Origin of the sequence: Nannocystis sp., assembly GCF_016714285.1 — a bacterium.
Taxonomy (GTDB): Bacteria; Myxococcota_A; Polyangia; order Nannocystales; family Nannocystaceae; genus Nannocystis.
The window spans coordinates 188,053-210,132 of sequence record NZ_JADJNN010000002.1 but is presented as its reverse complement, the minus strand read 5'-3'; the positions used below and the strand labels follow the sequence as shown (position 1 = coordinate 210,132).

The 22,080-nt window shown below is 70.8% G+C and carries 18 protein-coding genes; 6 read left to right on the top strand and 12 right to left on the bottom strand.

What is annotated here, in order from left to right:
- Positions 1-53: 53 nt before the first annotated feature.
- Genes IPJ59_RS05040 through IPJ59_RS05030 form a run of 3 tightly spaced genes read right to left on the bottom strand, consistent with a single transcriptional unit; the run spans position 54 to position 2,986 of the window.
- Positions 54-815, bottom strand: coding sequence for a hypothetical protein (locus IPJ59_RS05040; RefSeq protein ID WP_293249606.1), 762 nt, complete (start codon positions 813-815; stop codon positions 54-56).
- The gene (locus tag IPJ59_RS05035) at positions 812-1,768 is read right to left on the bottom strand and encodes a prenyltransferase (RefSeq protein WP_293249609.1); all 957 of its coding nucleotides are present in this window, start codon (positions 1,766-1,768) and stop codon (positions 812-814) included. The genes IPJ59_RS05040 and IPJ59_RS05035 overlap by 4 nt, the downstream gene beginning before the upstream one ends.
- 12 nt (positions 1,769-1,780) lie before the next feature.
- Positions 1,781-2,986 carry a thioredoxin domain-containing protein gene (locus tag IPJ59_RS05030; protein WP_293249612.1) on the bottom strand — a complete coding sequence of 402 codons (1,206 nt, stop codon included), beginning with the start codon at positions 2,984-2,986 and terminating at the stop codon, positions 1,781-1,783.
- A gap of 99 nt (positions 2,987-3,085) precedes the next feature.
- Between IPJ59_RS05030 and IPJ59_RS05025 the strand changes: the two genes are divergently transcribed.
- Genes IPJ59_RS05025 through IPJ59_RS05015 form a run of 3 tightly spaced genes read left to right on the top strand, consistent with a single transcriptional unit; the run spans position 3,086 to position 6,410 of the window.
- Positions 3,086-4,642: an amidohydrolase gene (locus IPJ59_RS05025; protein WP_293269984.1), complete on the top strand. Its 1,557-nt coding sequence runs from the start codon at positions 3,086-3,088 to the stop codon at positions 4,640-4,642.
- The gene (locus IPJ59_RS05020) at positions 4,639-5,970 is read left to right on the top strand and encodes an amidohydrolase family protein (protein ID WP_293249618.1); all 1,332 of its coding nucleotides are present in this window, start codon (positions 4,639-4,641) and stop codon (positions 5,968-5,970) included. Before IPJ59_RS05025 ends, IPJ59_RS05020 begins: the two co-directional genes overlap by 4 nt.
- A 59-nt stretch (positions 5,971-6,029) precedes the next feature.
- Positions 6,030-6,410, top strand: coding sequence for a RidA family protein (locus IPJ59_RS05015; RefSeq protein WP_293249621.1), 381 nt, complete (start codon positions 6,030-6,032; stop codon positions 6,408-6,410).
- 24 nt (positions 6,411-6,434) lie between these two features.
- Here IPJ59_RS05015 and speA read toward each other — a convergent pair whose 3' ends face one another.
- A complete protein-coding gene (gene speA / locus IPJ59_RS05010) occupies positions 6,435-8,477 on the bottom strand; it encodes a biosynthetic arginine decarboxylase (protein WP_293269982.1) in 2,043 nt (680 codons plus the stop codon).
- A 176-nt stretch (positions 8,478-8,653) separates the two neighbouring features.
- Between speA and ettA the strand changes: the two genes are divergently transcribed.
- Positions 8,654-10,333 (top strand): energy-dependent translational throttle protein EttA, encoded by a 1,680-nt coding sequence (ettA, locus tag IPJ59_RS05005; RefSeq protein WP_293269981.1) that lies wholly within the window; start codon positions 8,654-8,656, stop codon positions 10,331-10,333.
- Here ettA and IPJ59_RS05000 read toward each other — a convergent pair.
- The 3 genes from IPJ59_RS05000 to IPJ59_RS04990 form a co-directional block, all read right to left on the bottom strand.
- Positions 10,312-10,587, bottom strand: a complete 276-nt coding sequence (locus tag IPJ59_RS05000) for a hypothetical protein (protein WP_293269979.1) — start codon at positions 10,585-10,587, stop codon at positions 10,312-10,314. The genes ettA and IPJ59_RS05000 overlap by 22 nt on opposite strands.
- A 15-nt stretch (positions 10,588-10,602) precedes the next feature.
- Positions 10,603-11,190, bottom strand: a complete 588-nt coding sequence (locus IPJ59_RS04995; RefSeq protein ID WP_293269977.1) for a Uma2 family endonuclease — start codon at positions 11,188-11,190, stop codon at positions 10,603-10,605.
- 87 nt (positions 11,191-11,277) lie between these two features.
- Entirely contained in the window at positions 11,278-11,502 is a 225-nt protein-coding gene (locus IPJ59_RS04990) for a hypothetical protein (protein WP_293249636.1), read from the bottom strand.
- A 53-nt stretch (positions 11,503-11,555) separates the two neighbouring features.
- On the opposite strand from IPJ59_RS04990, the gene IPJ59_RS04985 reads away from it, so the two are divergent.
- Complete coding sequence (locus tag IPJ59_RS04985) at positions 11,556-12,209, top strand: hypothetical protein (protein WP_293249639.1); 654 nt, start codon at positions 11,556-11,558, stop codon at positions 12,207-12,209.
- 66 nt (positions 12,210-12,275) lie between these two features.
- Here IPJ59_RS04985 and IPJ59_RS04980 read toward each other — a convergent pair whose 3' ends face one another.
- The 4 genes from IPJ59_RS04980 to IPJ59_RS04965 all read right to left on the bottom strand — a co-directional run bounded on the left by IPJ59_RS04980 (position 12,276) and on the right by IPJ59_RS04965 (position 18,288).
- Positions 12,276-13,754, bottom strand: a complete 1,479-nt coding sequence (locus IPJ59_RS04980; protein ID WP_293269975.1) for an NHL repeat-containing protein — start codon at positions 13,752-13,754, stop codon at positions 12,276-12,278.
- Between the two features lie 80 nt (positions 13,755-13,834).
- Positions 13,835-15,541, bottom strand: coding sequence for an FAD-binding oxidoreductase (locus IPJ59_RS04975; RefSeq protein ID WP_293269974.1), 1,707 nt, complete (start codon positions 15,539-15,541; stop codon positions 13,835-13,837).
- 54 nt (positions 15,542-15,595) lie between these two features.
- Positions 15,596-16,552, bottom strand: coding sequence for a diacylglycerol/lipid kinase family protein (locus IPJ59_RS04970; protein WP_293269973.1), 957 nt, complete (start codon positions 16,550-16,552; stop codon positions 15,596-15,598).
- Between the two features lie 86 nt (positions 16,553-16,638).
- A complete protein-coding gene (locus IPJ59_RS04965; protein WP_293269972.1) occupies positions 16,639-18,288 on the bottom strand; it encodes a glycerol-3-phosphate dehydrogenase/oxidase in 1,650 nt (549 codons plus the stop codon).
- 117 nt (positions 18,289-18,405) lie between these two features.
- Between IPJ59_RS04965 and IPJ59_RS04960 the strand changes: the two genes are divergently transcribed.
- Positions 18,406-19,386 (top strand): deoxyhypusine synthase family protein, encoded by a 981-nt coding sequence (locus IPJ59_RS04960; RefSeq protein ID WP_293249655.1) that lies wholly within the window; start codon positions 18,406-18,408, stop codon positions 19,384-19,386.
- Between the two features lie 25 nt (positions 19,387-19,411).
- Here IPJ59_RS04960 and IPJ59_RS04955 read toward each other — a convergent pair whose 3' ends face one another.
- On the bottom strand, positions 19,412-21,982 hold the full coding sequence (locus tag IPJ59_RS04955) for a DUF5916 domain-containing protein (protein ID WP_293249658.1): 2,571 nt from the start codon (positions 21,980-21,982) through the stop codon (positions 19,412-19,414).
- Positions 21,983-22,080: the final 98 nt, after the last annotated feature.

Here is a 22,080-nt window from a genome sequence, read left to right as displayed (position 1 = left end):
GGTGCGTGAGAGCCAGCTCAGTTCGTGGCGTGGCGCGCGAGCCGAGGGCCAGCTCAGCTCGTCGCGGGGCGAGAGAGCCCGAGCGCCTCGGCGCGAGCGATGCGCAGGGCCGCGTAGGGCCGCCGCCAGCACGGCTGCGCGTCCGGGTCCCACGCCGCCACCGGCACCAGGCCGCGGGCCGCGAGGTCGCGGTGCAGACGCAGCTCGTCGACGGGCTCGCGCGAGAACGGGAAGGGGTTGCGGCTGTGTTCGCCGTCGAGCTGGCCGTACACCTCGTCGTCCGCGTCGATGAGCTCGAACAGCGCCTGGGCGCGGCGCTCGAGGTGGTCCAGGAACTCGGGGTCGAAGGGCCCGACCTGGGCGCGCAGGTCGGGGTCGCGGCCGACCCACTTGGCCCAGTCGAAGCCGTACACGAAGTCGTGCACGTAGCGGAAGCGGATCGCCGTGTCGCCGCCGTAGAGCCGCTGCAGTCGGCTCATCCGGGCCAACTGCTGCGTCAGCGCGGCCGCCGGGTCTGGCCGCGGCCGGGCCCGTCGCAGCGCCTGCGCGACCAGAAATTCGAGGTCGCAGCACAGGTTGTCGGGGAAGCTCTGCCGCTGCGCCGCGCACAGCTCGGCGACACCTTCGGCGAGCGCGACGAGGGTGGCGTCGTCGTCATCGGGCAGCGCCGCGGCGCTGCACACCGCGACCAGCTCGCCCGCCAGCTCGCGGCCGGGGGCCAGCGAGCGGCGGACCCAGCCGTGCAGGTCGAGCTCGCGTCCAGCCGCGACCAGGCGGTCGGCGGCCAGCGGCGGGAGCTGGGGGAGCTGTCTCATCGGACCCCGACCCCGAGCGCGCGCAGCAGCAACAGCGCGAGCGCGAGGGTCAGGGCGCTGCTCCACAGCGTGCGGTGCAGGGCCTGCTTGTAGCGGGCGATCGCCGGGAAGGCGTTGGTGAGCGCCATTGGGCTCGCGGCCGCCACGCCGCGCCACTGCCACAGCAGCACCATCAGCGCCGCGCTGAAGGCGAAGGGCGAGACGACGCCGACGCCGATGCGGGCGGCCAGAGCCCACAGCACGGCGCCGGCCATCACGGCGTACTCGACGGCGTTGCGGGCCGCGAGGTTGCCGAGCTGGGTGGTGATCGTCGACTTGGCGCCGGCGCGGTCGCTCTCCTCGTCGGCGAGGCCGCTGGCGATCGCCGAGGCCAGCGCCAGCGCGGTCAGCCCGGGCAGCACCAGCAGCAGCTCCGGCGCCACCACTTGCCCGCTCTGCGCGTAGGCGTTGAACCACGGCAAGAGCGCGCCGACGCCGACCGCCTCGACGATCTCGCCGAGCCCGCGGTCGTTGAGGCGCAGCGGCGGAGCGCTGTAGAGCAGCAGCATGCCGAGGGCGATCAGGCTGGCGAGGCCGAGGCCGCTGCGGCCGAGCAGGAGCTCGCCGCAGAGCCCGAGCGACAGGGCGCACAGGCCGGCGCCGACGCCCGCGAGCAGCACCGACTGCGGGTGCAAGATCGCGTCGGGGATCGTCTTCGGCGCGCCCGCGTCGGGGAACATCTGCCGCTTGATCGCGTCGACGCGGACATCAAACCAGTCGTTGAGCAGCACGATGTAGACCAGCGTCAGCGCGGTGAAGCCGAGCCCGACCGCGGCCCCACCCCACGACCAGGTGCCCGCCGCCAGCACCCCGAGCGCCTGCCCCACGATCGCCGGCACCAGCAGCTTGGGCCAGCTCGCCGGCTTCAGCGCGTAGAGGAAGCGGCGCGGCAGCGGGAGGAAGGCCGGGTGCATGCGCGGCGCTCGTCAGCCTTGCAAGCGGCTCAGCTCGGCGTCGATCGCCTCGCTCAGGCCCTCGACCGTCGGGTTGCCGGCGAAGGTCTGGCCGTTGACGAAGAAGCTCGGGGTGCCGCCGACCCCGACCTCCTGCGCCTTGCGCATGTCCTCCTCGATCTGCTCCTTCACGCCGCCGCCCGCGAGGCACGCGTCGAGCTTGCCGGCGTCGAGCCCGGCCGCGGTGGCGACCTCCTTGAGCACCGCGACCGACAGCTCGCTCTGGCGCGCGAAGATGCCGTCGTGCATCGCCCAGAACTTGCCCTGCTCCTGCGCGCACTGGGCGTACTCCGCGGCCGGCCGCGCGTTCGGGTGGAAGCTCAGCGGGAAGTTGCGGAACACGAACTGCACCGGCTTGCCGGCGTACTTGCTCTTCAGGCCGCTGAGGGTCTCGGCCGCGCGCGAGCAGTAGGGGCACTCGAAGTCCGAGAACTCGGTGACCTGGACGACGGCATCCTCCGGGCCGGCGAACGCGGCGTGGACCGGGCGACGCAGGTCCATCGGTGGCGGGCTGACGTCGGGCAGCATGCGCTCGACCTTGGCCTTGGCGCGCAGGTCATCGAGCAGCTTGCTCAGCACCTTCTCGCCGCCCTGGCCCTGCATCGCCTGGATCACCTGGTCCTTGACCATCTCCAGCGGCGGGGCGCTCGGCGACTTGTTGGCCTCGTAGAACGCGAGGATCGCCGCGTCGTCCGGGGTCGGCACCTCGGCCTCGATCCTGCCCTGCACGAAGGCGTTGAGCTCCTTGCCCTCGGCCTCCGCGGCGGCGGTCAGCAGCTTCTGCTGCAGCAGGTTGTCGAGCGCGCCCTGCCGCGCGCTCGTCACACTCTGACAGTAGGTGCGCAGCGCCGACTGTTCGGCCTGGACCAGCTCGGGGCCGAGGTCGTCGACCGTGACGTCCTTGCCCTCGATGCGCGCCACCACCGTGCCCTTCGGCATGGTCAACGCCGCGCCGCTGCAGCCGCTCGCCGAACCAGCCGGCGGCGGGCCGACGAGCGGCGCGACGGCACTGCCACCCCTCGCATCACCGGCAGCGGGCCCAGCACCGGCTTTGGTCGCCGCCTTGCCGTCCTTCGCCGCGACCGCCTTCGGGGTCGGCGGCGCCTTGCCGCGCTCGGGCAGGCAGGCGGGCGTGAGGAGGAGCGCGACGCACAGGGAACGGACGGACAGGACAGTCATGCGGGCGCGAAGGATATCCGCCCGGGCCGCGGCCCGCCACCGCCGACTCGCGGTAAAAACTTCCAAGCTGCGCGGGGTTTGGCGTAGCGTGCGGACGTGATGAAGCGCCGCCTCCCGCTGCTCCTCGGCCTCGTGCTCGTGCCCGGACAGCTCGCGTGCGGCAAGCGGCCCCAGACCGCCGCTCCGAACCCGCCTGCGCCCGCTGCGGCCCCGGTCACGCCGGCGGCCACCGCCAGCGGACCGCGCCCGAAGACCCTGCTGCGCGGCGCCGTCGTGATGACCGCGGCCGGCAAGATCTACGAGCGCGCGGATGTCCTGCTCGAGGGTGATCAGATCGTCGCCGTCGGCCCCGAGCTCGCGGCGCCGGGCGACGCGAAGATCGTCGACCTCAGCGGCAAGACCCTGACCCCCGGCATCATCGACACCCACTCGCACATCGGGGTCTACGCCGCGCCCGGGCTCGCCGCGCACGCCGACGGCAACGAGGCGATCGCACCCAACACCGCCGGAGTCCGGGCCGTCGACGCCTACTTCCCGCAGGACCCGCAGATCGACCGCGCCCGCGCCGGCGGGATCACGACCATGCAGATCTTGCCCGGCTCGGCCAACCTGTTCGGCGGCAGGTCGGTCACCGTGCGCCTCACGCCCGGCGTCCGCTCGGCCGCCGAGGCCCGCTTCCCCGGCGCGCCCGCGGGGCTGAAGATGGCCTGCGGCGAGAACCCCAAGCGGGTCTACGGCGAGAAGGGCGGGCCGCAGACGCGCATGGGCAACGTCGCCGGCTACCGCGACGCCTTCCAGAAGGCCAGCGAGTATCAGCGCAGCTGGACCCGCTACCGCAAGGACCACGCCGAGTGGCTCGCCAAGAAGGACAAGCCCGAGCCGCCCGTCATCGGCGACGACTACGACGACGACGAGCCCAAGGACGGCAAGGTCGGCAAGGACGGCAAGCCCGCGAAGAAGAAGGGTGACGAGCCGCAACCGCCGGCCGTGGACTTCGCGCTCGAGACCATCGCGGGCGTGCTGCGCGGCGAGATCCTGGTCCACAACCACTGCTATCGCGCCGACGAGATGGCGATCATGCTCGACCTCGCGGCCACCTACGGCTTCAAGATCCGCAGCTTTCACCACGCGACCGACGCCTACAAGATCGCCGACAAGCTCGCGGCTGCCGGCACCGCCGCGTCGGTGTGGGCCGACTGGTGGGGCTTCAAGGCCGAGTCCTTCGACGGCATCCGCGAGAACGCGGCCCTGCTGACCCAGGCCGGCGCGCGGGCGATCATCCACTCCGACAGCGCGGTCGGGATCCAGCGCCTGAACCAGGAGGCCGCCAAGGCGATGCACGCCGGTCGCCGCGCCGGCATCCCCGTCAGCGACGACCAGGCCCTGCGCTGGATCACCGCCAACCCGGCCTGGGCCCTCGGCATCGACGCCAAGACCGGCACCCTCGAGCCCGGCAAGCTCGCCGACCTCGTGGTCTGGAGCGGCAACCCCTTCAGCGTCTACACCATCGCCGAGCAGGTCTATATCGCCGGCGAGCAGGTCTATGTCCGCGGCTCGCTCGAGCCCCGCACCGACTTCGAGCTCGGCTACCTGCCCGGCGACCTCGAGCGCAGCACTCCGCCCCTCGCCACCACGAACGCAGGGTCCACCCCATGAGCACTCTTTCTCCTCGCCGTGGTCTCTGCAGCTGCCTCGTGCTGGCCTTCGTCTGGGCCCTCGGCGCGGCGCCTGCTGCCGCCGCGCCGGCTCCCACAGCAGTGTCGACGCCAGCGCGCGCCGGTCCGGTCTATCTCGTCGGCGGCGAGCTGCACGTCGGCGACGGCACCGTGATCAAGGACGCCGTGATCGCGATGGACGGCGGTCTGTTCACGATCGTCGGCGGCCCCGAGGCGCGGGCCAAGCTGCTCGACGAGTCGATGGCGGTCGACCTCAAGGGCAAGCTGATCACGCCGGGTCTGTTCGCCGCCGAGACCCAGCTCGGCATCGTCGAGATCGACCTCGAGGGCAGCACCCGCGACGACAGCAAGGCCAGCGAGCACCCGGTCCGCGCCGCCTACGAGGCCGCCGCCGCGCTCAACGCCGAGTCGGCCCTCATCCCGATCCAGGCGATCGACGGCGTGACCTCGGCGGCCGTGGTCCCGACCGGCGGCCTCATCTCCGGCCAGGTCGCGATCATCGACCTCGTGTACGGCGACCACCGCGGCCTGGCCGCGCAGCCGCGCGCGGCGATCTCCGCCCACCTCGGCCAGGCCCACGCCGGCTCGCGCGCGGCGACTCTGGCCAAGCTGCGCGAGGTCCTCGGCGACGCCCGCGGCTATCCGGCGCGCCGGGCCGCGTACGATCGCGCCCAGTCGCGCGAGCTCTCGGCCCACCCGCTGGACCTCGAGGCGCTGCAGCCGATCTTCAAGCAGCAGGCCGTGCTCACCCTCTCGGCCGACCGCGCCTCCGACATCCTCGCGGCCCTCGACCTCGCCCGCGACTTCAACCTCAAGATCACGATCGTCGGCGGCGCCGAGGCGTGGAAGGTCGCCGACTTGCTGGCCCGCGCGAAGGTCCCGGTGATCCTCGAACCCACCCTCAACATCCCCGGCGGCTTCGACAGCATGGGCGCTCGCCTCGACAACGCGGCGCTGCTCCACCGCGCCGGCGTGACGGTCGCGCTGCTCGCCCCCGGCGGCACCCACAACCTGCGCAGCCTGCCGCAAGGGGCCGGCATCGCCGTCGCCCACGGCCTGCCCTGGGAGGCCGCCCTGACCGCGATCACCCTGGCCCCGGCGCGCGCCTACGGCGTCGAGCGCACGCACGGCAGCGTCGCCGTCGGCAAGGTCGCCAACCTCGTGGTCTGGAGCGGCGACCCCTTCGAACTCTCGAGCGCCCCGACGGAGGTCTATGTGCGCGGCGTGAAGCTCCGCGGCACCACCCGCCAGAACCTCCTGCGCGACCGCTACCGCGATCTGAAACAATTTAGTCGCGGCAACAAATAGATCGCAGTGCGCAGCGTTCGTGACGCGAGCCGCCGGTGCGGGTTATAGATCGATCGCGTATGTCGACTCACCGCCCCAGCACCTCCCAGCTCGAGCACGGGCCGATCTTCTCGTGGTACCGCGATTACAACGGGCTCATCTTCACCTCGGGTCACGCGTCGGTCGACGTCGACGGGCTGGGCATCACGCTCGGCGATCTGGCGAGTGAGACGCACGCGACGCTGAGCAACCTGCGGCGCACGCTGGAGAAGGCCGGCTCGGGCCTCGAGCGCGTGCTCAAGGTGACGGCCTACATCACGGACATGAGCCAGTTCGCGGTGTTCAACAGCGTGTACGGCAAGTTCTTCCCCGGGCCCAAGGTGCCGGCGCGGACCTGCGTCGAGGTCTCGCGCCTGCCCTTCAATTTCAAGGTCGAGATCGAGGCCGTCGCGCACGTGTGATCCGCGGCTCGGCGGCTCGGCGGCTCAGCGCGACAGGTACGGGTAGCTCTGCAGCAGGCCCATCGCCCACGACTCGCCGAGGGTCGTCTCGACCGCGAGGTGGCGGTCGCGCAGCCACTTGTTGATGCGATCGACGTCGAAGTCCATGGCCGAGAGCGTGTCCTCGCAGGTCGCGCCCATCTTGATCTCGAAGGTGAGCGTGGGCGAGAGCTCGACGCGCTCGGAGCCGGGCAGGACCATGTCGTCGTCGGGGTTGCGGAGGATCACCTCGTGGCAGCGGCCGAACAGGTTGTGCACGTTGGCGAGGCTGTCCTGGTAGGCGCCGGTCATGAAGAAGCCGAGGTAGTAGCGCTCGTCGGGCCCGTTCATGACGTGCAGCGGCAGGTAGGAGAGGTTCTCGTCGGGGTGGGCGAAGGTCTCGACGCAGCCGTCGCTGTCGCAGGTGATGTCGACGATCTGCGCCTGCAGCGTCGGCTTCTCGGCGTGGCGTGACAGCGGCGCGGCGGGGAACACCTGGTCGATGCTCCACGCGTCGGGGATCGACTGGAAGATCGAGAAGTTGACGAGGTACTTCTGCTGCGCCTTGCCGAGGAAGTCGGTGATCTCCTCGGAGGGGTGGGACAGGGTCTCGACGATCTTCTCGACCTTGGCGCGGATGCGGTGGAACAGGCCCTCCGCGGCGGCGCGCTCGGCCAGCGACAGGTAGCCGCGCGAGAACAGCTGCAGGCACTCATCGCGGAAGTCGATCGCGTCGTGGAAGTACTCGTCGACGTTCTTGGTGTTGATGTTCTCCAGCGTCTCGCGCAGCTCGTCGACCAGGCGGTGCTCGTCCTCCGTGGCCTCGGGCACCGGCAGCAGCTCGCCCTGGACCTCGCGCAGGTCGGCGATCGTGACCGCGTGGTTGGCGACCACCACGCGCCCGCTCTCGGTGAGCAAGGTGGGCTGGCGGGCGTTGACCTCGGCGCAGGCCTCGGTGACCTCGAAGACCACCTGCGAGGCGTACTCGTCGAGGGTGTAGTTGGCGGACGACGGGTAGGAGGTGCGGCTGCCGTCGTAGTCGACGCCGATGCCGCCGCCGAGGTCGAGGTAGCGCAGCTGCGGGCAGTGCTCCTGGAGGTCGGCGTAGATGCGGGCGCCCTCGCGGACGGCGGTCTTGATGCGCTTGATCTGGGTGATCTGCGAGCCGATGTGGAAGTGCAGCAGCGACAGCTGGCCGTGCAGGTTGGCGGCCGCGAGCTCGCGCGCGACGGCGAGGATCTCGTTGGTGGTCAGGCCGAACTTGGAGCTCTCGCCGCCGGAGCTCTGCCAGCGGCCGGAGCCGCGGCTGTACAGCTTGGCCCGCACGCCGACCTCGGGGCGGGCGATCCAGTCCTGCTCGTTGAACACGTCGAGGTAGCGCCGGACCTCGCGGGTGCTCTCCAGCACGATGATCACGTGGTGCCCGAGCTCGGCCGCGTGGAAGGCCATGCGCATGAACTCGCGGTCCTTGTAGCCGTTGCAGATCAGCAGCGACTGCTTGAGCGGCGGCTGGGCCAGCGCCAGCAGCAGCTCCGGCTTGCTGCCAGCCTCGAGCCCGTAGTTCAGGCGCTCGCGCGCCTTGACCACGGTGTCGACCACGCTGCGCCGCTGGTTGACCTTCAGCGGGTACACGCCGATGTGCGAGCCCTGGTAGTTGTTGTCGCTGATCGCCTTGGCGAAGGCGCTCTTGAGCGTCTCCATCTGGCGCTCGATCATCGTCGGGAAGCGGACCACGTAGGGCGTGCGGATGCCGCGGCGGGCCAGCTCCAGCGAGAGCACGTGGAGGTCGACGACCGGGCAGTTCGGGGCCGTGAACACCAGGTGGCCCTGGTCGTTGGAGCGGAGGAAGTCGCGGCCCCAGCGGTCGATGCCGTAGCGCTTGAACGAGGCGTCGACGGCGAGCGCGTGGCTCTGGGCGGCGCGCTTGGCCTCGCTCTCGCTGGCCGTCGGCTCGGCGGGGGGCGGCGGGGCGGCCTCGGGAGCGGCGGCCGCGGTGGCGGGCTCGGACTTCACTTGGGTGTCGGTGTCGACTTCAGACGTCTGGGCCATCGCGGCGGGATTATGGGAGCCGCGTCGGCGGGGCACCAGCCCCTGGGGCCGCCCGGGCTGGCGCCGACGCCGAGATTTCACACAGATCTTCGTCGTTTGGGCGGCGCTGCCGCGCTGGTATCCTCCCGCCGCGCGCGTCCGCCTGGGCGAGGAGCGCCGAGGAGACCGCACGAGCCATGGCCGCCTATCAGTACATCTACACGATGAAGGACCTGCGTAAGGTCTTCCCCAACGGCAAGGAGGTGCTCAAGGGCATCTACCTCTCGTTCTTCCCCGGCGCCAAGATCGGCGTGCTCGGGGCGAACGGCGCCGGCAAGTCGACGCTGCTGAAGATCATGGCCGGCGTCGAGAAGGAGTTCCAGGGCGAGGCCTGGGCCGCCGAGGGCGTGTCGGTCGGCTATCTCCCGCAGGAGCCCGCGCTCGACCCGAACAAGACCGTGCTCGGCAACATCGAGGAGGCGGTCGCGCCGATGAAGCAGGTGCTCGCGCGCTTCGAGGAGGTCAGCATGAAGCTCGGCGAGCCGATGAGCGACGCCGAGATGAACCGCCTGCTGGCCGAGCAGGCCGACCTGCAGGACAAGATCGACGCGGGCAACGGCTGGGAGCTCGACCGCACGCTCGAGATCGCGATGGACGCGCTGCGCTGTCCGCCGGGCGAGGCCGAGGTGACGACGCTCAGCGGCGGCGAGCGTCGCCGGGTCGCGCTGTGTCGCTTGCTGTTGCAGCGGCCGGACCTGCTGCTGCTCGACGAGCCGACCAACCATCTCGACGCCGAGAGCGTGGCGTGGCTCGAGCGCTTCCTGAAGGAGTACCCGGGCACGGTGGTGGCGATCACCCACGATCGTTACTTCCTCGACAACGTCGCCGGGTGGATCCTCGAGCTCGACCGCGGGGCGGGGATCCCGTGGAAGGGCAACTATTCGTCGTGGCTCGACCAGAAGCGCAAGCGGCTGGCGCAGGAGGAGAAGGCCGAGAGCTCGCGGCAGCGGACGCTGGCGCGCGAGCTCGAGTGGGTGCAGATGTCGCCGAAGGCGCGGCAGGCCAAGAGCAAGGCGCGCGTCAAGGCCTACGAGGACCTGCTGGCGGCCTCGTCCGACAAGCGCGCCGACACCACCGAGCTGGTGATCCCGTTCTCGCGGCGCCTCGGCAACACGGTGGTCGAGGCCAAGAAGCTGAGCAAGGGCTTCGGCGAGCGGCTGCTGTTCGACGACCTCAACTTCATGCTGCCGCGCGGCGGCATCGTCGGCGTGATCGGCCCGAACGGCGCCGGCAAGACCACGCTGTTTCGCATGATCACCGGCCAGGAGAAGCCCGACAGCGGCGAGCTGAAGATCGGCGAGACCGTCGACATCGCCGCCGTCGACCAGAGCCGCGACGCGCTCGACCCGGACAAGTCGATCTACCAGGAGATCTCGGGCGGGCAGGAGCTGCTGAGCATCGCCGGGCGCGACGTCAACGCCCGGGCCTACGTCAGCAAGTTCAACTTCAACGGCGCCGACCAGCAGAAGAAGGTCGGCGTGCTGTCGGGCGGCGAGCGCAACCGGGTCCACCTGGCCAAGCTGATCAAGAAGGGCGGCAACCTGCTGTTGCTCGACGAGCCGACCAACGACCTCGACGTCGACACCCTGCGCCACCTGGAGGACGCGCTGCTGGCGTTCCCGGGCTGCGCGGTGATCATCAGCCACGACCGCTGGTTCTTGAACCGCCTGGCGACCCACATCCTCTCGTTCGAGGGCGAGTCGAAGGTGGTGTGGTTCGAGGGCAACTACGAGGATTACGAGGCCGACAAGAAGCGCCGCCTCGGCGAGGACGCGCTGACGCCCCACCGGCTCCGCTACCGCAAGCTCGTGCACTGAGCGGAGCGCGGCTTCAGGGCTCCCACAGGCTCGCTGCCGAGGTGGAGTTCGGGCTTGAGGAGAAAGAGCCACTCGCCTGGGCCATTCTCGCTGCGCTGAAAGGGACGGACGAGGAGCGAGCTGAGGTGCAGAGCGTTGTACCGAAGCAGGCCCTCGATCGGCCGCGTGTACAGCGTGCCGTCGACGATCTCCGCGATCATGAGGGGTGATGTGTTGACCACGTCCTCGTAGGTCGCGCGGGCCGGGGCTGTCATGACGGAGCCAGAGTATCAGGGCGTTGTCGTTGGCGGGCGGCGCCAGATCTTGGCGAGCTGGAGCTCGAAGGATTCGAAGGGCTCGGCATGCACGGCTGCGTTGCTGGCGTACAGGGCGCAGCGGATCCAGTGGGCGCCGCCGTGGCGGTAGACCTCGAGCGTCTCGGCGATCGGGTCGACGAGCCACACGTGGCGGACTTGTTCGCGGAGATAGATGTCGAGCTTGACGCCGCGGTCGCGGGCTTGCGTGGAGGGTGAAATGATCTCGCAGGCCCAGTCGGGCGGGACGCCGATCCACGGGCCCTCAGCGGGCACCTGCTGGGCACGGGCGCCGCGCCAACCTGCAAGGTCGGGGACGATGATGTCGGGCTCGCTGCCAAGGTGCAGCTCGGGCTTGTTGAGTAAGAACCAGCTGTTCGGGCCCTCGACGTCGGTGTCGAATTGGTTGCCGAGGATGGCACTGAGGCGCGTGCAGGCGAGCGCGTGCGGGATGGCTGGGCATGCTTGCGTGTACAGCGTGCCGAACAGGACCTCGGCGATCATGTGCTCCGGGGCGCTCAGCACATCGTCGTAGGTGGCGCGCCTCGTGGCGGGGGCGGTCATGGCGGGGTCAGGATATCAGAGCGCTCGGCGGCGTTGAATCAGGGCTCCCACAGCCATCGCAGTGGGAGCTCGATCGCCTCGAAGGGCTCAGCGCGGCTGGAGGCGCTCGGACAGGACGGCGGTCAGCACGGCGCGCACGGCCGGCGCATCGAGGCCGCGGAGGTGGCCGAGCAGGGCGTCCTGGTGCGCGTGCAGGCCGGTGCGGACGACCTCGAGGGCGGTGATCGGGAGGCGCAGCTCGCCGCGGTGGAGCAGGAGCAGGGCTTTCTTGAGGTCGTCGGTGGGGACGCTGGTGAGGGCCTGGAGCAGCACGGGCGCTACATAACACGCGGCGGGTTGGGCCGAGTCGCGCTACCTTCGCGGCGATGTCGGAGCCGCGCTGGTCGTACGAGGACCTCGCCGACGCGCTGGCCTCGGGGCTGGCGCGGGCGTCGGCGGAGCTGGAGCTCGAGCAGGCGGTGCACGGGCTCGACGTGCGCAGCGAGCTCGAGCTGCACCCGCTGCTGCACGCGGGGCTGCGCGCGGCGGGTTACGGCGTGCACCCGGAGCAGCGCTTCCCGCGGGAGCGGTCGCTGCGGCGCAGGACGGAGGGTTCGCGCTGCGATCTGGTGGTGACGCCGGAGGGGCTGCCGCTGGTCGACGACGCGGCGCAGCTGGGGCTGTTCGCGCCGGCGCGGGCGGTCGCGCTGGCGGACGCGATGTGGATCGAGGTCAAGGCGGTGGCGCAGTTCAGGGCGCTGGCGCCGAACATGGCCTACGCGCAGGCGCTGCAGCGGCCGGTGTGGCGCGACGTGGAGAAGCTGGCGAGCGACCCGCAGATCGCCCACGCGGCGGTGTTGCTGATCGTGTTCACGGCCGACGCGGTGGTCCCGGAGCACGACCTCGGGGTGTGGGCCGCGCGGGCCAGCCAGCGCGGGCTGCCGCTGTGGCCGCGGGTGCAACGAACGCTGGCGATCGGCGACCGCGTGGGCCACCGCTGCTGCACGCTGGCGCTGCTGCCGATCGAGCGGCGGGGCTGAAGCCTCCTGCGGGCAACCGGCGTGGTTCGTTCAACACGCCGGCTCGCCGTCGTCGGCGACCCGCGCTCACTGCGGGCAGACGACGTTGTTGATCTGACCGCCGGCCATGTCGGAGTAGGTGTAGGGCTGGTTGAGGCCGTCGTAGGTGGCGATGGCGAAGGTCTCGGGGTGGATGCGGTAGGCGACGGTGCTGCCGAGCGGGACGGCCCAGATGTAGCCGTCGACGTCGACGCCGATGCCGCGCGCGAGGCCCTGGATCGGGAGGTTGACCTTGCCGCCGACGACCATGGTCTCGGAGTCGAGCCAGCCGATGCCGCCGTCGGTGGCGTGCCAGACGCGGCCCTTGAGGTCGACGGCGACGCCGCTGCCGCCGTTGGGCGGGAGGTTGCCGATCTGCGCGGCCCACTGCTTGGTGACGGGGTCGTAGCGCGAGCCGTCGTCGAGCCAGACACGATCTTTGGTGTCGACGGTGATGCCGTAGAAGCCCTTGTTGACGACCTCGGTCTGCAGGGTCTCGTGATCGACCTTGAAGATGATGCCGCCGCCGAACACGAAGAACCACGCGTTGTTCTTGGTGTCGACGGCGGCGCCGTAGGCCCCGAGCAGGCCGCAGGAGAGGTTCGGGAGGTCGACGGTGTCGTCGACCAGGCCGGTGTCGCCGTTGACGCGGAAGACCTTGATGCCCTTGGCGTTGGTGCAGGGGGAGTTCACGTCCTGGCCGAAGCTGGCGGCGGCCCAGATCTGCTGGTCCTCGTACTCGCAGGTCACCTCGTTGTAGACGCCGGAGGTCCAGGCGACGGGGCGCTGGGTGGTGGCGCCGGGGAAGGCGGTGTACCAGGCGACGCACTCGTCCATGCCGAACGGGAGGACGTTGTTCTTGCCGGTGGAGGTGTCGATCTTGCCGTTGCCGTTGGCGTCCTTGCAGTACTCGGGGCGCGACCAGATCTTGGTGAGGCCGCCGTGGCGGTTGGCGACGACGACGGCGCGGCCGTCGATGCTGACCGAGGTGCGCGATGGGCTGCCCTGGTGGTCGGGGCGCGTGCGGTAGCGGCCGAGCTCGGTCATGTTGCGGGTGTCGAGCTTGCTGACGGTGTGCTCGCCGCTGTTGGCGATCCACACGTAGCTCCAGTCGGTCTCGCCGCACTTGACCTCGCAGTTGTTGACGGGCAGGTCCGGGACGGCGCCGCTGGTGCTCGAGCCCGGGTCGCTGGTGCTGACGTCGGTGTCGGAGACGACGCCGCCGGTGCTGCCGGTGGTGGTGTCGCCGCTGGTGACGGTGGTGGCGGTCGTGCTGGGGGAGGAGGTCGCGGTGGGGTCGCTGCTGCTGCTCATGCCGCTGTCGGAGACGGTGCCCTCGGCGCCGCTGGTGGTCGGGGTGCTGCCGCCGGTGGTCGCGCTGGCGCTGGCGCTGCTGCTCGACCCTGGTTCGCTGGTGGCCTGGCTCGAGCTGCCGGCGCTGTTGCTGTCGGCGGTGTCGTCACCACAGCCGAGGCCGAGCAGGAGGACCGACGCGAAGATCCACGGGGACGCAGTAGATTGGGCCATGAGATCACCCTAATGGCACAGCGGTGAACCCCGCAAGTGGGTCGTGGCCTCGCCGGGCGCGCAAGTACGCGCTGGGGCTCTCAGGAGGTGGGGAGCAGCTTGCCGGGGTTCATCGCCTCGCCGGGGTCGAGGCTGTGCTTGACGGCGGTGAGGGCCGCGAGGCCGACGGGGCCCTTCTCGCGGGCGAGCCAGGGGGCGTGATCGGTGCCGACGCCGTGGTGGTGGCTGATGGTGCCGCCGCCGTGGACCATCGCGTCGGTGGCGGCCTGCTTGACGGCCAGCCACTGCGCGCGCGCGGGAGCGGCGGAGGCGGCCGGCGAGTCGGCGAGCCGCTGCGGGAACACCATCGTGAAGTAGAGGCTCGCGCCATCTTCGTAGGCGTGGGAGACGTGGCACATGACGATCGCGCGGTCGTTCGCGGCGGCGGCGTTGCGGTGGAGGGCCTCGCGGATCGCCGCGTCGATGTCGTGGTAGAGCGGGAGCAGGTTCGACCAGCGGGTCGCGGTTTCTAGGGTCTCGACGGCGACGCCGCGGTCGAGCAGGGGGTCGCGCAGGTAGGGCATCATGAAGCGGCGGGCGTACCACTTGCGGCCGGGGCTCTGGCCGATCGACAGGCCGCCGTGGCGGGCGCAGACGCAGCGGGTGAGCGGCTGGGCGTCGAGCACGGCCTCGCGGTCGCCCTCGAGGCCGACGAGCAGGAGGCAGCGGCCCTCGCCGTAGCCGCGCCACGCGACCACGCGGCTGCCGATCCGCGTGGCGGCGCCGGGCGGGTGCTGGGCGGCGGAGAAGGTCTGGAGGAAGTGGGTCTCGGGGGCGTCGGAGAGGCGCAGCATCGCCACCGGGAGCTGGCGCTGGACGATCTCCCGGACCGCGGCGGCGCCCTCGGCGAAGGACTTGAACAGGTAGCCGCGGTAGTCGCGGAGCTGCGGCACCGGGTGGATGCGCACGGTCGCCTCGGTGATGATGCCGAGGGTGCCCTCGCTGCCGAGCACGAGCTGGTTGGTGTTGGGACCGGCGGCCGAGGCGGGGAAGGACTCGGTGTGCCAGGCGCCGCGCGGGGTGGCCAGGCGGGCGCCGAGCAGCCACTTCTCGGCCTTGCCGTAGCGGTTGCTCTGCTGGCCCGCGCTGCGGGCGGCGACCCAGCCGCCGAGGGTGGAGAACTCGAAGGACTGGGGGTAGTGGCCGAGGGTGAAGCCGCGGGCTTGTAGCTGTTGCTCGAGGTCGGGGCCGTAGACGCCGGCCTCGAGGGTGGCGCAGTGCGAGAGCTCGTCGAGGGTGAGGAGGCGGCGCATGCGGGTCATGTCGACGGTGAGGACCGCCGCGTGGCTGCCACGCATGGCCGTGACGCCGCCGACGACGCTCGAGCCGCCGCCGTAGGGGACGAGCGCGAGGTCGTGGGTGACAGCGAGGTCGACGAGGGCCTGGACCTCCTCGGCGTCGCCGGGGTAGACGACGGCGTCGGGGACCTGCTCGCCGAGCTCGCCGGCGCGGAGGGCGAGGAGGTCGAGGTAGCTCTTGCCGCGGGCGTGGAAGGCCCGCTCGTAGCGGTCGGTCTTGACGTGTTCGCTGCCGACGACGCCGTGGAGGGCGGCGAGGGTGGCCTCGCCGAGGCGTGGCGCGGCGAGCTCGATCTCCGGCAGCGGGACGGCGGGGCTCGGGGTCAGGTGCTCGCGGCCGAGGGCCGCGGCGATGTAGGCCCACACGGCCTGGTCGCGCGCGCCGAGTTCGAAGGTGGCGTGGGCGAGGCCCCAGCCGTTCCAGCGTAGCTTTCGCCGTTCGATGGTCATGGGATTGTCAGGATCGTGGAGGTGGCGGGCAGGCGGCTGGGGGTCATGGGATTGTCAGCACCTGAACTTGAGGACAGCCGGGAGGATCGTGAAGGTGGCGGGCAGGCGGCCGGGGGTCTCGCCGTCGACGTCGAGCAGCGCGGGCGGGCCGGGCAGGGCCTCGGCGACGACGCGGCGGCCCTGTAGCGAGCGGACCTTGGGGTGGAGGATGTGCTTGCCGCTGTAGACCGCGTTGGGGTCGCGCAGCATCTCGCGGGTGCTCATGTCGTGCATGATCACGAGGTCGAAGAGGCCGTCGTCGGGGCGGGCGTTGGGGGCGAACTGCATGCCGGCGCCGAAGAACTGGCCGTTGCAGACGGCGGCGGTGTTGATGCCGAGCTCGAAGGCTGGCTGGTCGTCGACCTGGATGCGGCAGCGGGGCATGGCGTAGCCGAACAGCGAGCGGACGGAGGCCCAGAAGAAGGCGAAGCGGCTGTTGATGCGCTTGCTGAAGGTGGCCTCGTTGACCCGGCGGGAGACCAGGCCGGACAGGCCGAAGCTGGCGATGTTGTTGAAGTAGCGCGACGCGGGGTGGCCGTCGTGATCGGTGTAGTCGAGGCGGCCGACGTCGATCGCGCGGGTGCTACCGTTGGCGATGCGATCGATCTGTCCCGGGAGGTCGAGGGGGAGGCCGAAGGTCTTGCGGAAGTCGCCGCCGGAGCCGGAGGTGAGCAGGGTGAGCTCTGCGCCCGGGCGCAGCAGGACGTTCTCCGGGCCGGTGGGCGGGGCGAAGAAGCCGTTGACGACCTCGTTGATGGTGCCGTCGCCGCCGACCGCGATGATGAGGTCGACGCCGTCCTGCAGGGCCTCGCGGGTGCGCAGGGTGGCGGCCATCTGCGCGTCGGTGAAGGCGACCTCGACGGGGCCGAGGGCGGCCTCGAGGGCCTTGTGCATCTTCGGCCAGTTGCCGCGGGTGCGCCCGTGCGAGGAGTTGGGGTTGACGATGGCGCGGATGCGGCGGTTGCTGGTCATGCGCGTGCTCCGTGCGAGGGGTTGACGATGGCCCCGATGCGGCAGATGCGGTTGCTGGTGGTCATGCGCGTGCTCCGTGTCAGGGGTCAGGGGGCGGCGCCGTAGGTGTCGAGCACTCGCTCGACCTGACGCATGCGTTCGGCGCGGTCCCAGCCGAGGGGGCCGCCCATGAGGCGAGCGGCGCCGCTGAGGGCGGCCTCGCCGGGGTTGCCGAGGGTGCCGAGGCCGGTGCGGCGGAACACGACGTCCGGGAGGGCGACGGCCATCTCGCAGCGCAGCGCGTGGACCACCTGGGCGCCGATCTCCGGCAGGCCCTCGGCGAGCGGACGGGCGAGGTTCGGGTCGGCGTCGATGATGTGCAGCAGCTCGCCCATGCGCGTGCCGTAGTTGCGGGCGAGGTGCTCGAGCATGGCGGGGTCGTGGCCCGGGTGGCGCTGGACCTGGTCGGCGACGAAGCGGCGAAAGTTGGCGATCGCGCCGCCGGGGAGCGGCGTGGTGGCGGTGCTGCAGGCGGGCAGTCGGCGCTCGAGCTTGCGGGCGGCGAGGTCGACGACCTGCTCGGCGAGGTGGCGCGAGGTGGTCCACTTGCCGCCGATCGCGGAGATGAGGCCGGACATCGCGTGGTCGGCGTCGGCGTGCGCGTGGTCGTGGACCTCGGCCCTGCGGCTGGCGTCGTAGGTGCTGGCGTCGCTGTCGTCGCTGCCGTCGCTGACGAGCGGGCGCAGGCCGCCGTAGAAGTGCAGCACGTCGGCGCGGGTGAGCCGGGCCGAGGGGAGGTGCTCGTGGACGCTGGCGAGCAGGCTGGCGATGTCGGCCTCGGTGACGCGGAAGTCGTCGGGGGCGCCCTCGTAGGCCTCGTCGGTGGTGCCGATCAGGGTGTGGCCGCGCCACGGGAGGAGGAACAGGTGGCCGTGCTTGCCGGCGAAGGTGATGGCGTGGCCGGTGGTGAGGGCGCGGGTGATGATGTGCACGCCCTTCGAGCGGACCACGCGCTGGGAGGTCGGCAGTCCGGCGAGCAGGAGGTCCGCCCAGGGGCCGGCGGCGTTGATGACGAGGCGGGCGCGCAGCTCGTGGGTGTTGTTGGTGAGGAGGTCGCGGGCGCGGACGCCGAGGACCTGGGAGCCGTCGCGCAGCAGGCCCTCGGCGAGGGTGTAGTTGCACAGCTCTGCCCCGGCGGCGGCGGCGGAGAGGAGGCACTCGAGCGCGAGGCGCTCGGGTGAGAACATCTGGCAGTCGTGGTAGACGATCGCGCCGCTGAGGTCGTCTGCGGGGAGGTCGGGCTGGAGCGCGAGGGTCTCGCGGATGTCGAGAGAACGGTGACCCGGGAGGCGCTGGTCGGGGTCGGCGAGCCAGGTGCGGTCGAAGGCGAGGAGGTCGTAGATGCTGAGGCCGGCGCGCAGCATCGGTTTGCCCTCGCTGCGGCTGCGGCCGCGGTGGGTGGGCAGCAGCATCGCCAGCGGGTAGACGAGGTGCGGGGCCGTGCGGAGCCACATGCGACGCTCGCGGAGCGACTCGCGGATGAGGCCGACCTCGAGCTTCTTCAGGTAGCGCAGTCCGCCGTGGATGAGCTTTGAGGAGGCCGCGCTGGTGGCGTGGCTGAAGTCTTGCTTCTCGATGAGGGCGACGGAGAGCCCGCGGAGGGCGGCGTCGCGGGCGATGCAGGCCCCCGTGACCCCGCCGCCGACGATGACGAGGTCGTGGACCTTCGCGCAGGTCCGTGGCAGGTCCCGTCGCATGCGGGGGCAAGGCTACTCGCGTGCATGGCGGGCGCCAACGGGCTTTTTCTCCGGGTTCGCGCGCTCGCCGCGGAGGCTCCACAGGGCCCGGGAATCGCGTATTCTCGGCGCCCGCCCATGCTCAACGATCGCCCGATCTCCAGCTTTATTCGCAAGCATTATCGTCACTTCAACGCAGCGGCACTGGTCGACGCCGCGGAGGGCTACAACCGGCACCTCGCGGGCGGCGGGAAGATGCTGGTGACGTTGGCGGGGGCGATGAGCACGGCGGAGCTGGGGATCAGCCTGGCGGAGATGATCCGTCAGGGGAAGATCCACGCGATCTGTTGCACCGGCGCCAACCTCGAGGAGGACGTGTTCAATCTGGTCGCGCATGACCACTACGAGCGGGTGCCGCATTACCGACAGTTGACGCCGCACGACGAGAAGGCGCTGCTGGACCGGCACATGAACCGGGTGACCGACACCTGCATCCCGGAGATGGAGGCGATGCGGCGCATCGAGGACGTGGTGCTGGCGGAGTGGGTGCGCGCCGACCAGTCGGGCGAGCGCCTGTTCCCGCACGAGTTCTTCTATCGCATCCTGCGAAGCGGGGCGCTGAAGGGCAGCTACCAGATCGACCCGAAGGACTCGTGGTTGCTGGCGGCGGCGGAGGCCAACCTGCCGATGATCGTGCCGGGCTGGGAGGACTCGACGCTCGGCAACATGTTCGCGGGGCACGTGATCACGCGCGACGTGAAGAACGTGCACACGGTGCGCTCGGGCATCGAATACATGATCTACCTCGCGGACTGGTATCAGCGGGCGACCCGCGACAGCACGATCGGGTTCTTTCAGATCGGCGGCGGGATCGCGGGTGACTTCCCGATCTGCGTGGTGCCGATGCTGCATCAGGACCTGCGCCGCACCGATGTGCCGCTGTGGGCGTACTTCTGCCAGATCTCCGACTCGACGACGAGCTACGGCTCGTACTCGGGGGCGGTGCCGGGTGAGAAGATCACGTGGGGCAAGCTCGGGGTCGACACGCCGGGCTACATCATCGAGTCGGACGCGACGATCGTCGCGCCGCTGGTGTTCGCCTACGTGCTCGGCTGGTAGCGGCCTCGGGCGGCCTCGGGCGGCCTTAGAGGCCAAAGAGGTGCTGGAGCTTGATGAAGACGATGTCCTCGTTGGCAGCGAGCGGGGAGCCGAGGTTGGAGAAGCCGGAGCCGGGGCGAAACTTCACGACCATGCCGCCCTCGCTGAGGGTGGTGCGGTGGGTGTAGGCGATGAAGAGGAAGCTCCCGGGCAGGTACTCCCAGCGCAGGATCGTGTTGGAGATGAAGCTCGAGAGGCCCTGGTCGACCACGCCGTAGTAGGGGGCGGCGGAGGTCGGGACGAGCACGCTCGGGGCGGTGAGGATGAAGAAGTCGGTGTGGTGCGCGCTGAGGTAGTAGAGCTGGTTGAAGGACTGCAGCGTGAGCGTGGGGATGATGCCGAGGGTGCCGCGCAGCAGGCCGGTGTACGAGTTGACGCGGGCGCGGGCGAACACCGCCTCGTCGAGGGCGTTGGTGGTGGTCCAGCGCGGGCGGTTGTAGGTCCCGTTGAAGTCGCCGCGGAGGGTGAGCTCGAGGCGGTTGACCGGGCGCACGCGCAGCTCGAGCGCGAGGTCGGGGCTGGGGGCGCCGTTCTGCTCGCCGTAGGCGCCGTTGAAGCCGGCGATGACGCGGCGGTTGTCGGGGGAGGTGATGTCGAGGCCGGTCCACCAGTGCACCGGGACCTCGTAGGGGATGCCGCCGCGGGTCTCGTAGAGGTCGAGCTGGGGCAGGTGGCCGCCGGTGTTGAAGGCGAACTGCCACAGGTTGAGGGTGGTGAGGCCGACCTCGCCGGTGAGCTGCTTCTGCAGGAGCTGGCCCTGGAAGCTCGAGGCGACGCGGGTGGCGACGCCGCCGACCAGCCGGCGCAGGCGGCCGATCGGCTGGGCGTTGTACACGCTGACGCCGGCGTTGCCGTCGATGTAGTTGTTGAGCCGCATGAAGCCGAGGTCGTTGAAGTTGACGTGCGGGGTGAGCATGTCGACCGCGGAGTCGATCGAGAGGTTCTTGCCGCTGCGGCGCAGGTCGAAGCCGGCGCCCATGCCGGCGCGGCGGCCGTCGTGGGTGCCGATGATCTGGGCCGAGTGACGCCAGCGCTCGGCGAAGCGGATGCGGTAGTCGAAGCCGCCGGTGAAGGCGCTCGGCTCCCCGCCGCCGCGCACGACGCCGGTGGCGATGCCGCCGACGCTGGTCTGGCTGTCGAACTCCTTGCGCACGCGGAGCACCGAGTACTGGCTGGTCGGGTCGACGGTGATGACGTGGTCGGTGCCGTCGCTGAAGCGCTCCTTGCCGAAGGTGGCGCCGGTGGTGGCCGTGATGGCGCCGACGCTCCACGAGCGCGCGGCCTGGCCGGTGATGCGCAGGGCGCCGAAGATGCGGGTGAGCGGGTCGAGCTGGGTGAGGGCGCCCTGCTCGTCGTTGCCGTTGGCGTCCTTGCGGGTGGTCAGGTCGGCGCGGGCGGGCTTGGGGTTGTTGCCGACGCGGCGCGAGTAGAACAGCTGGAAGCGGGTCTCGAAGATCTCCTTGGACTCGAGGAAGAAGGTGCGACGCTCGGGGAAGAAGACCTCGAAGGGGCCGAGGTTCAGGACCGCGGGGTCGACCTCGGCCTGGCCGAAGTCGGGGTTGACGGCGAGGTCGAGGGTGAGGTTGCCGCGCAGGCCGTACTTCACGTCGAAGCCGCCGTTGGGCAGGAAGGGGAAGGACTTGTCGTAGCTGGTGTCGGGGCGGCGAGCGGCGATGCGAAACGAGGTGAAGGGGCGCAGCTCGAGGTTGAGGCCGGGTTCGATGCCCTGGACGCCGTGATAGTCGAGGGCCCAGGAGATCCGTCCGGGCAGGCCCTGCGGGGCGGGCGAGAGGACCTGGGTCTCGCCGACGTCGTTGATCCAGCGGCCGACGTTGACGCCGAAGGTGTGCTCCTCCCTGGCCTCGAAGCGGATCGTCGACCAGGGCACGAAGATCTCGGAGCTCCAGCCGCTGCTGGTGACCTTGCCGGCGGTCTGCCACACGCCGTCCCACAGCGGCTCCTCGCTGTCGTCGCGGAACAGCTGGGCGTCCTCCTGCGAGCCCGAGGGGTTGGTGACGAACACGTAGCCGTTGGTGTCGTTGTTCTGGGGGTCGAGCTCGAGCCAGACGAGGTCGCTCGGGCCCATCTGGTCCTTGCGGAACACGCCGCCGCGGACCTTCTTGGGGTCGCCGTGGCAGACGTAGGCGACGTAGATGCCCTTGCGGCCGTAGGCGACGCGGATGTCGGTGCGGTAGTTGGGAGCGAAGCCGTAGCGCGGCTCGATCTGGACCATCTCCGGGAGCACCGGCACGGCCTGCCAGGCGCGCTCGTCGATGTGGCCGTCGATCGTGATGGCGCTGTCGTCGATGCGCTGGGCCGAGAGGCGCACGCGATCGACGCGAGCTCGCCCGACCAGCGGCTTGAGGCGACCGACCGAGCTGGGCGCCACCCACTCGGGTGGCATCTCGATCGGGCCGGACTTCGGCACCGCCGCGGCTGGCACGGAGGTGGTCGCGGTGCTCTCCGGTGCAGAGGCGGTCGCGGGGGTCGCGGCGGGCTCTGGCACAGGTGGGGCCGCCAGCCACAGCCACCACAACGACGAGGCGAAGAGCTGCACGAGAGCTCGTCATGTATAACCCGACTCGCCGCGATAAGGGGTGAGTATCCGCACCATAAAACGCCGTATGGCGCACGCCAGGGGCCGGTACGGGCGTG

Bases quoted from the DNA above. Each gene is read 5' to 3' on its own strand.
- IPJ59_RS04960 (WP_293249655.1), top strand. From the start codon at position 18,406: ATGCTCAACGATCGCCCGATCTCCAGCTTTATTCGCAAGCATTATCGT.
- IPJ59_RS05040 (WP_293249606.1), bottom strand. From the start codon at position 815: ATGAGACAGCTCCCCCAGCTCCCGCCGCTGGCCGCCGACCGCCTGGTC.
- speA (WP_293269982.1), bottom strand. From the start codon at position 8,477: ATGGCCCAGACGTCTGAAGTCGACACCGACACCCAAGTGAAGTCCGAG.
- IPJ59_RS04980 (WP_293269975.1), bottom strand. From the start codon at position 13,754: ATGGCCCAATCTACTGCGTCCCCGTGGATCTTCGCGTCGGTCCTCCTG.
- ettA (WP_293269981.1), top strand. From the start codon at position 8,654: ATGGCCGCCTATCAGTACATCTACACGATGAAGGACCTGCGTAAGGTC.
- IPJ59_RS04965 (WP_293269972.1), bottom strand. From the start codon at position 18,288: ATGCGACGGGACCTGCCACGGACCTGCGCGAAGGTCCACGACCTCGTC.
- IPJ59_RS05035 (WP_293249609.1), bottom strand. From the start codon at position 1,768: ATGCACCCGGCCTTCCTCCCGCTGCCGCGCCGCTTCCTCTACGCGCTG.
- IPJ59_RS05020 (WP_293249618.1), top strand. From the start codon at position 4,639: ATGAGCACTCTTTCTCCTCGCCGTGGTCTCTGCAGCTGCCTCGTGCTG.
- IPJ59_RS05025 (WP_293269984.1), top strand. From the start codon at position 3,086: ATGAAGCGCCGCCTCCCGCTGCTCCTCGGCCTCGTGCTCGTGCCCGGA.
- IPJ59_RS04975 (WP_293269974.1), bottom strand. From the start codon at position 15,541: ATGACCATCGAACGGCGAAAGCTACGCTGGAACGGCTGGGGCCTCGCC.
- IPJ59_RS05030 (WP_293249612.1), bottom strand. From the start codon at position 2,986: ATGACTGTCCTGTCCGTCCGTTCCCTGTGCGTCGCGCTCCTCCTCACG.
- IPJ59_RS05015 (WP_293249621.1), top strand. From the start codon at position 6,030: ATGTCGACTCACCGCCCCAGCACCTCCCAGCTCGAGCACGGGCCGATC.
- IPJ59_RS05000 (WP_293269979.1), bottom strand. From the start codon at position 10,587: ATGACAGCCCCGGCCCGCGCGACCTACGAGGACGTGGTCAACACATCA.
- IPJ59_RS04970 (WP_293269973.1), bottom strand. From the start codon at position 16,552: ATGACCAGCAACCGCCGCATCCGCGCCATCGTCAACCCCAACTCCTCG.
- IPJ59_RS04985 (WP_293249639.1), top strand. From the start codon at position 11,556: ATGTCGGAGCCGCGCTGGTCGTACGAGGACCTCGCCGACGCGCTGGCC.
- IPJ59_RS04995 (WP_293269977.1), bottom strand. From the start codon at position 11,190: ATGACCGCCCCCGCCACGAGGCGCGCCACCTACGACGATGTGCTGAGC.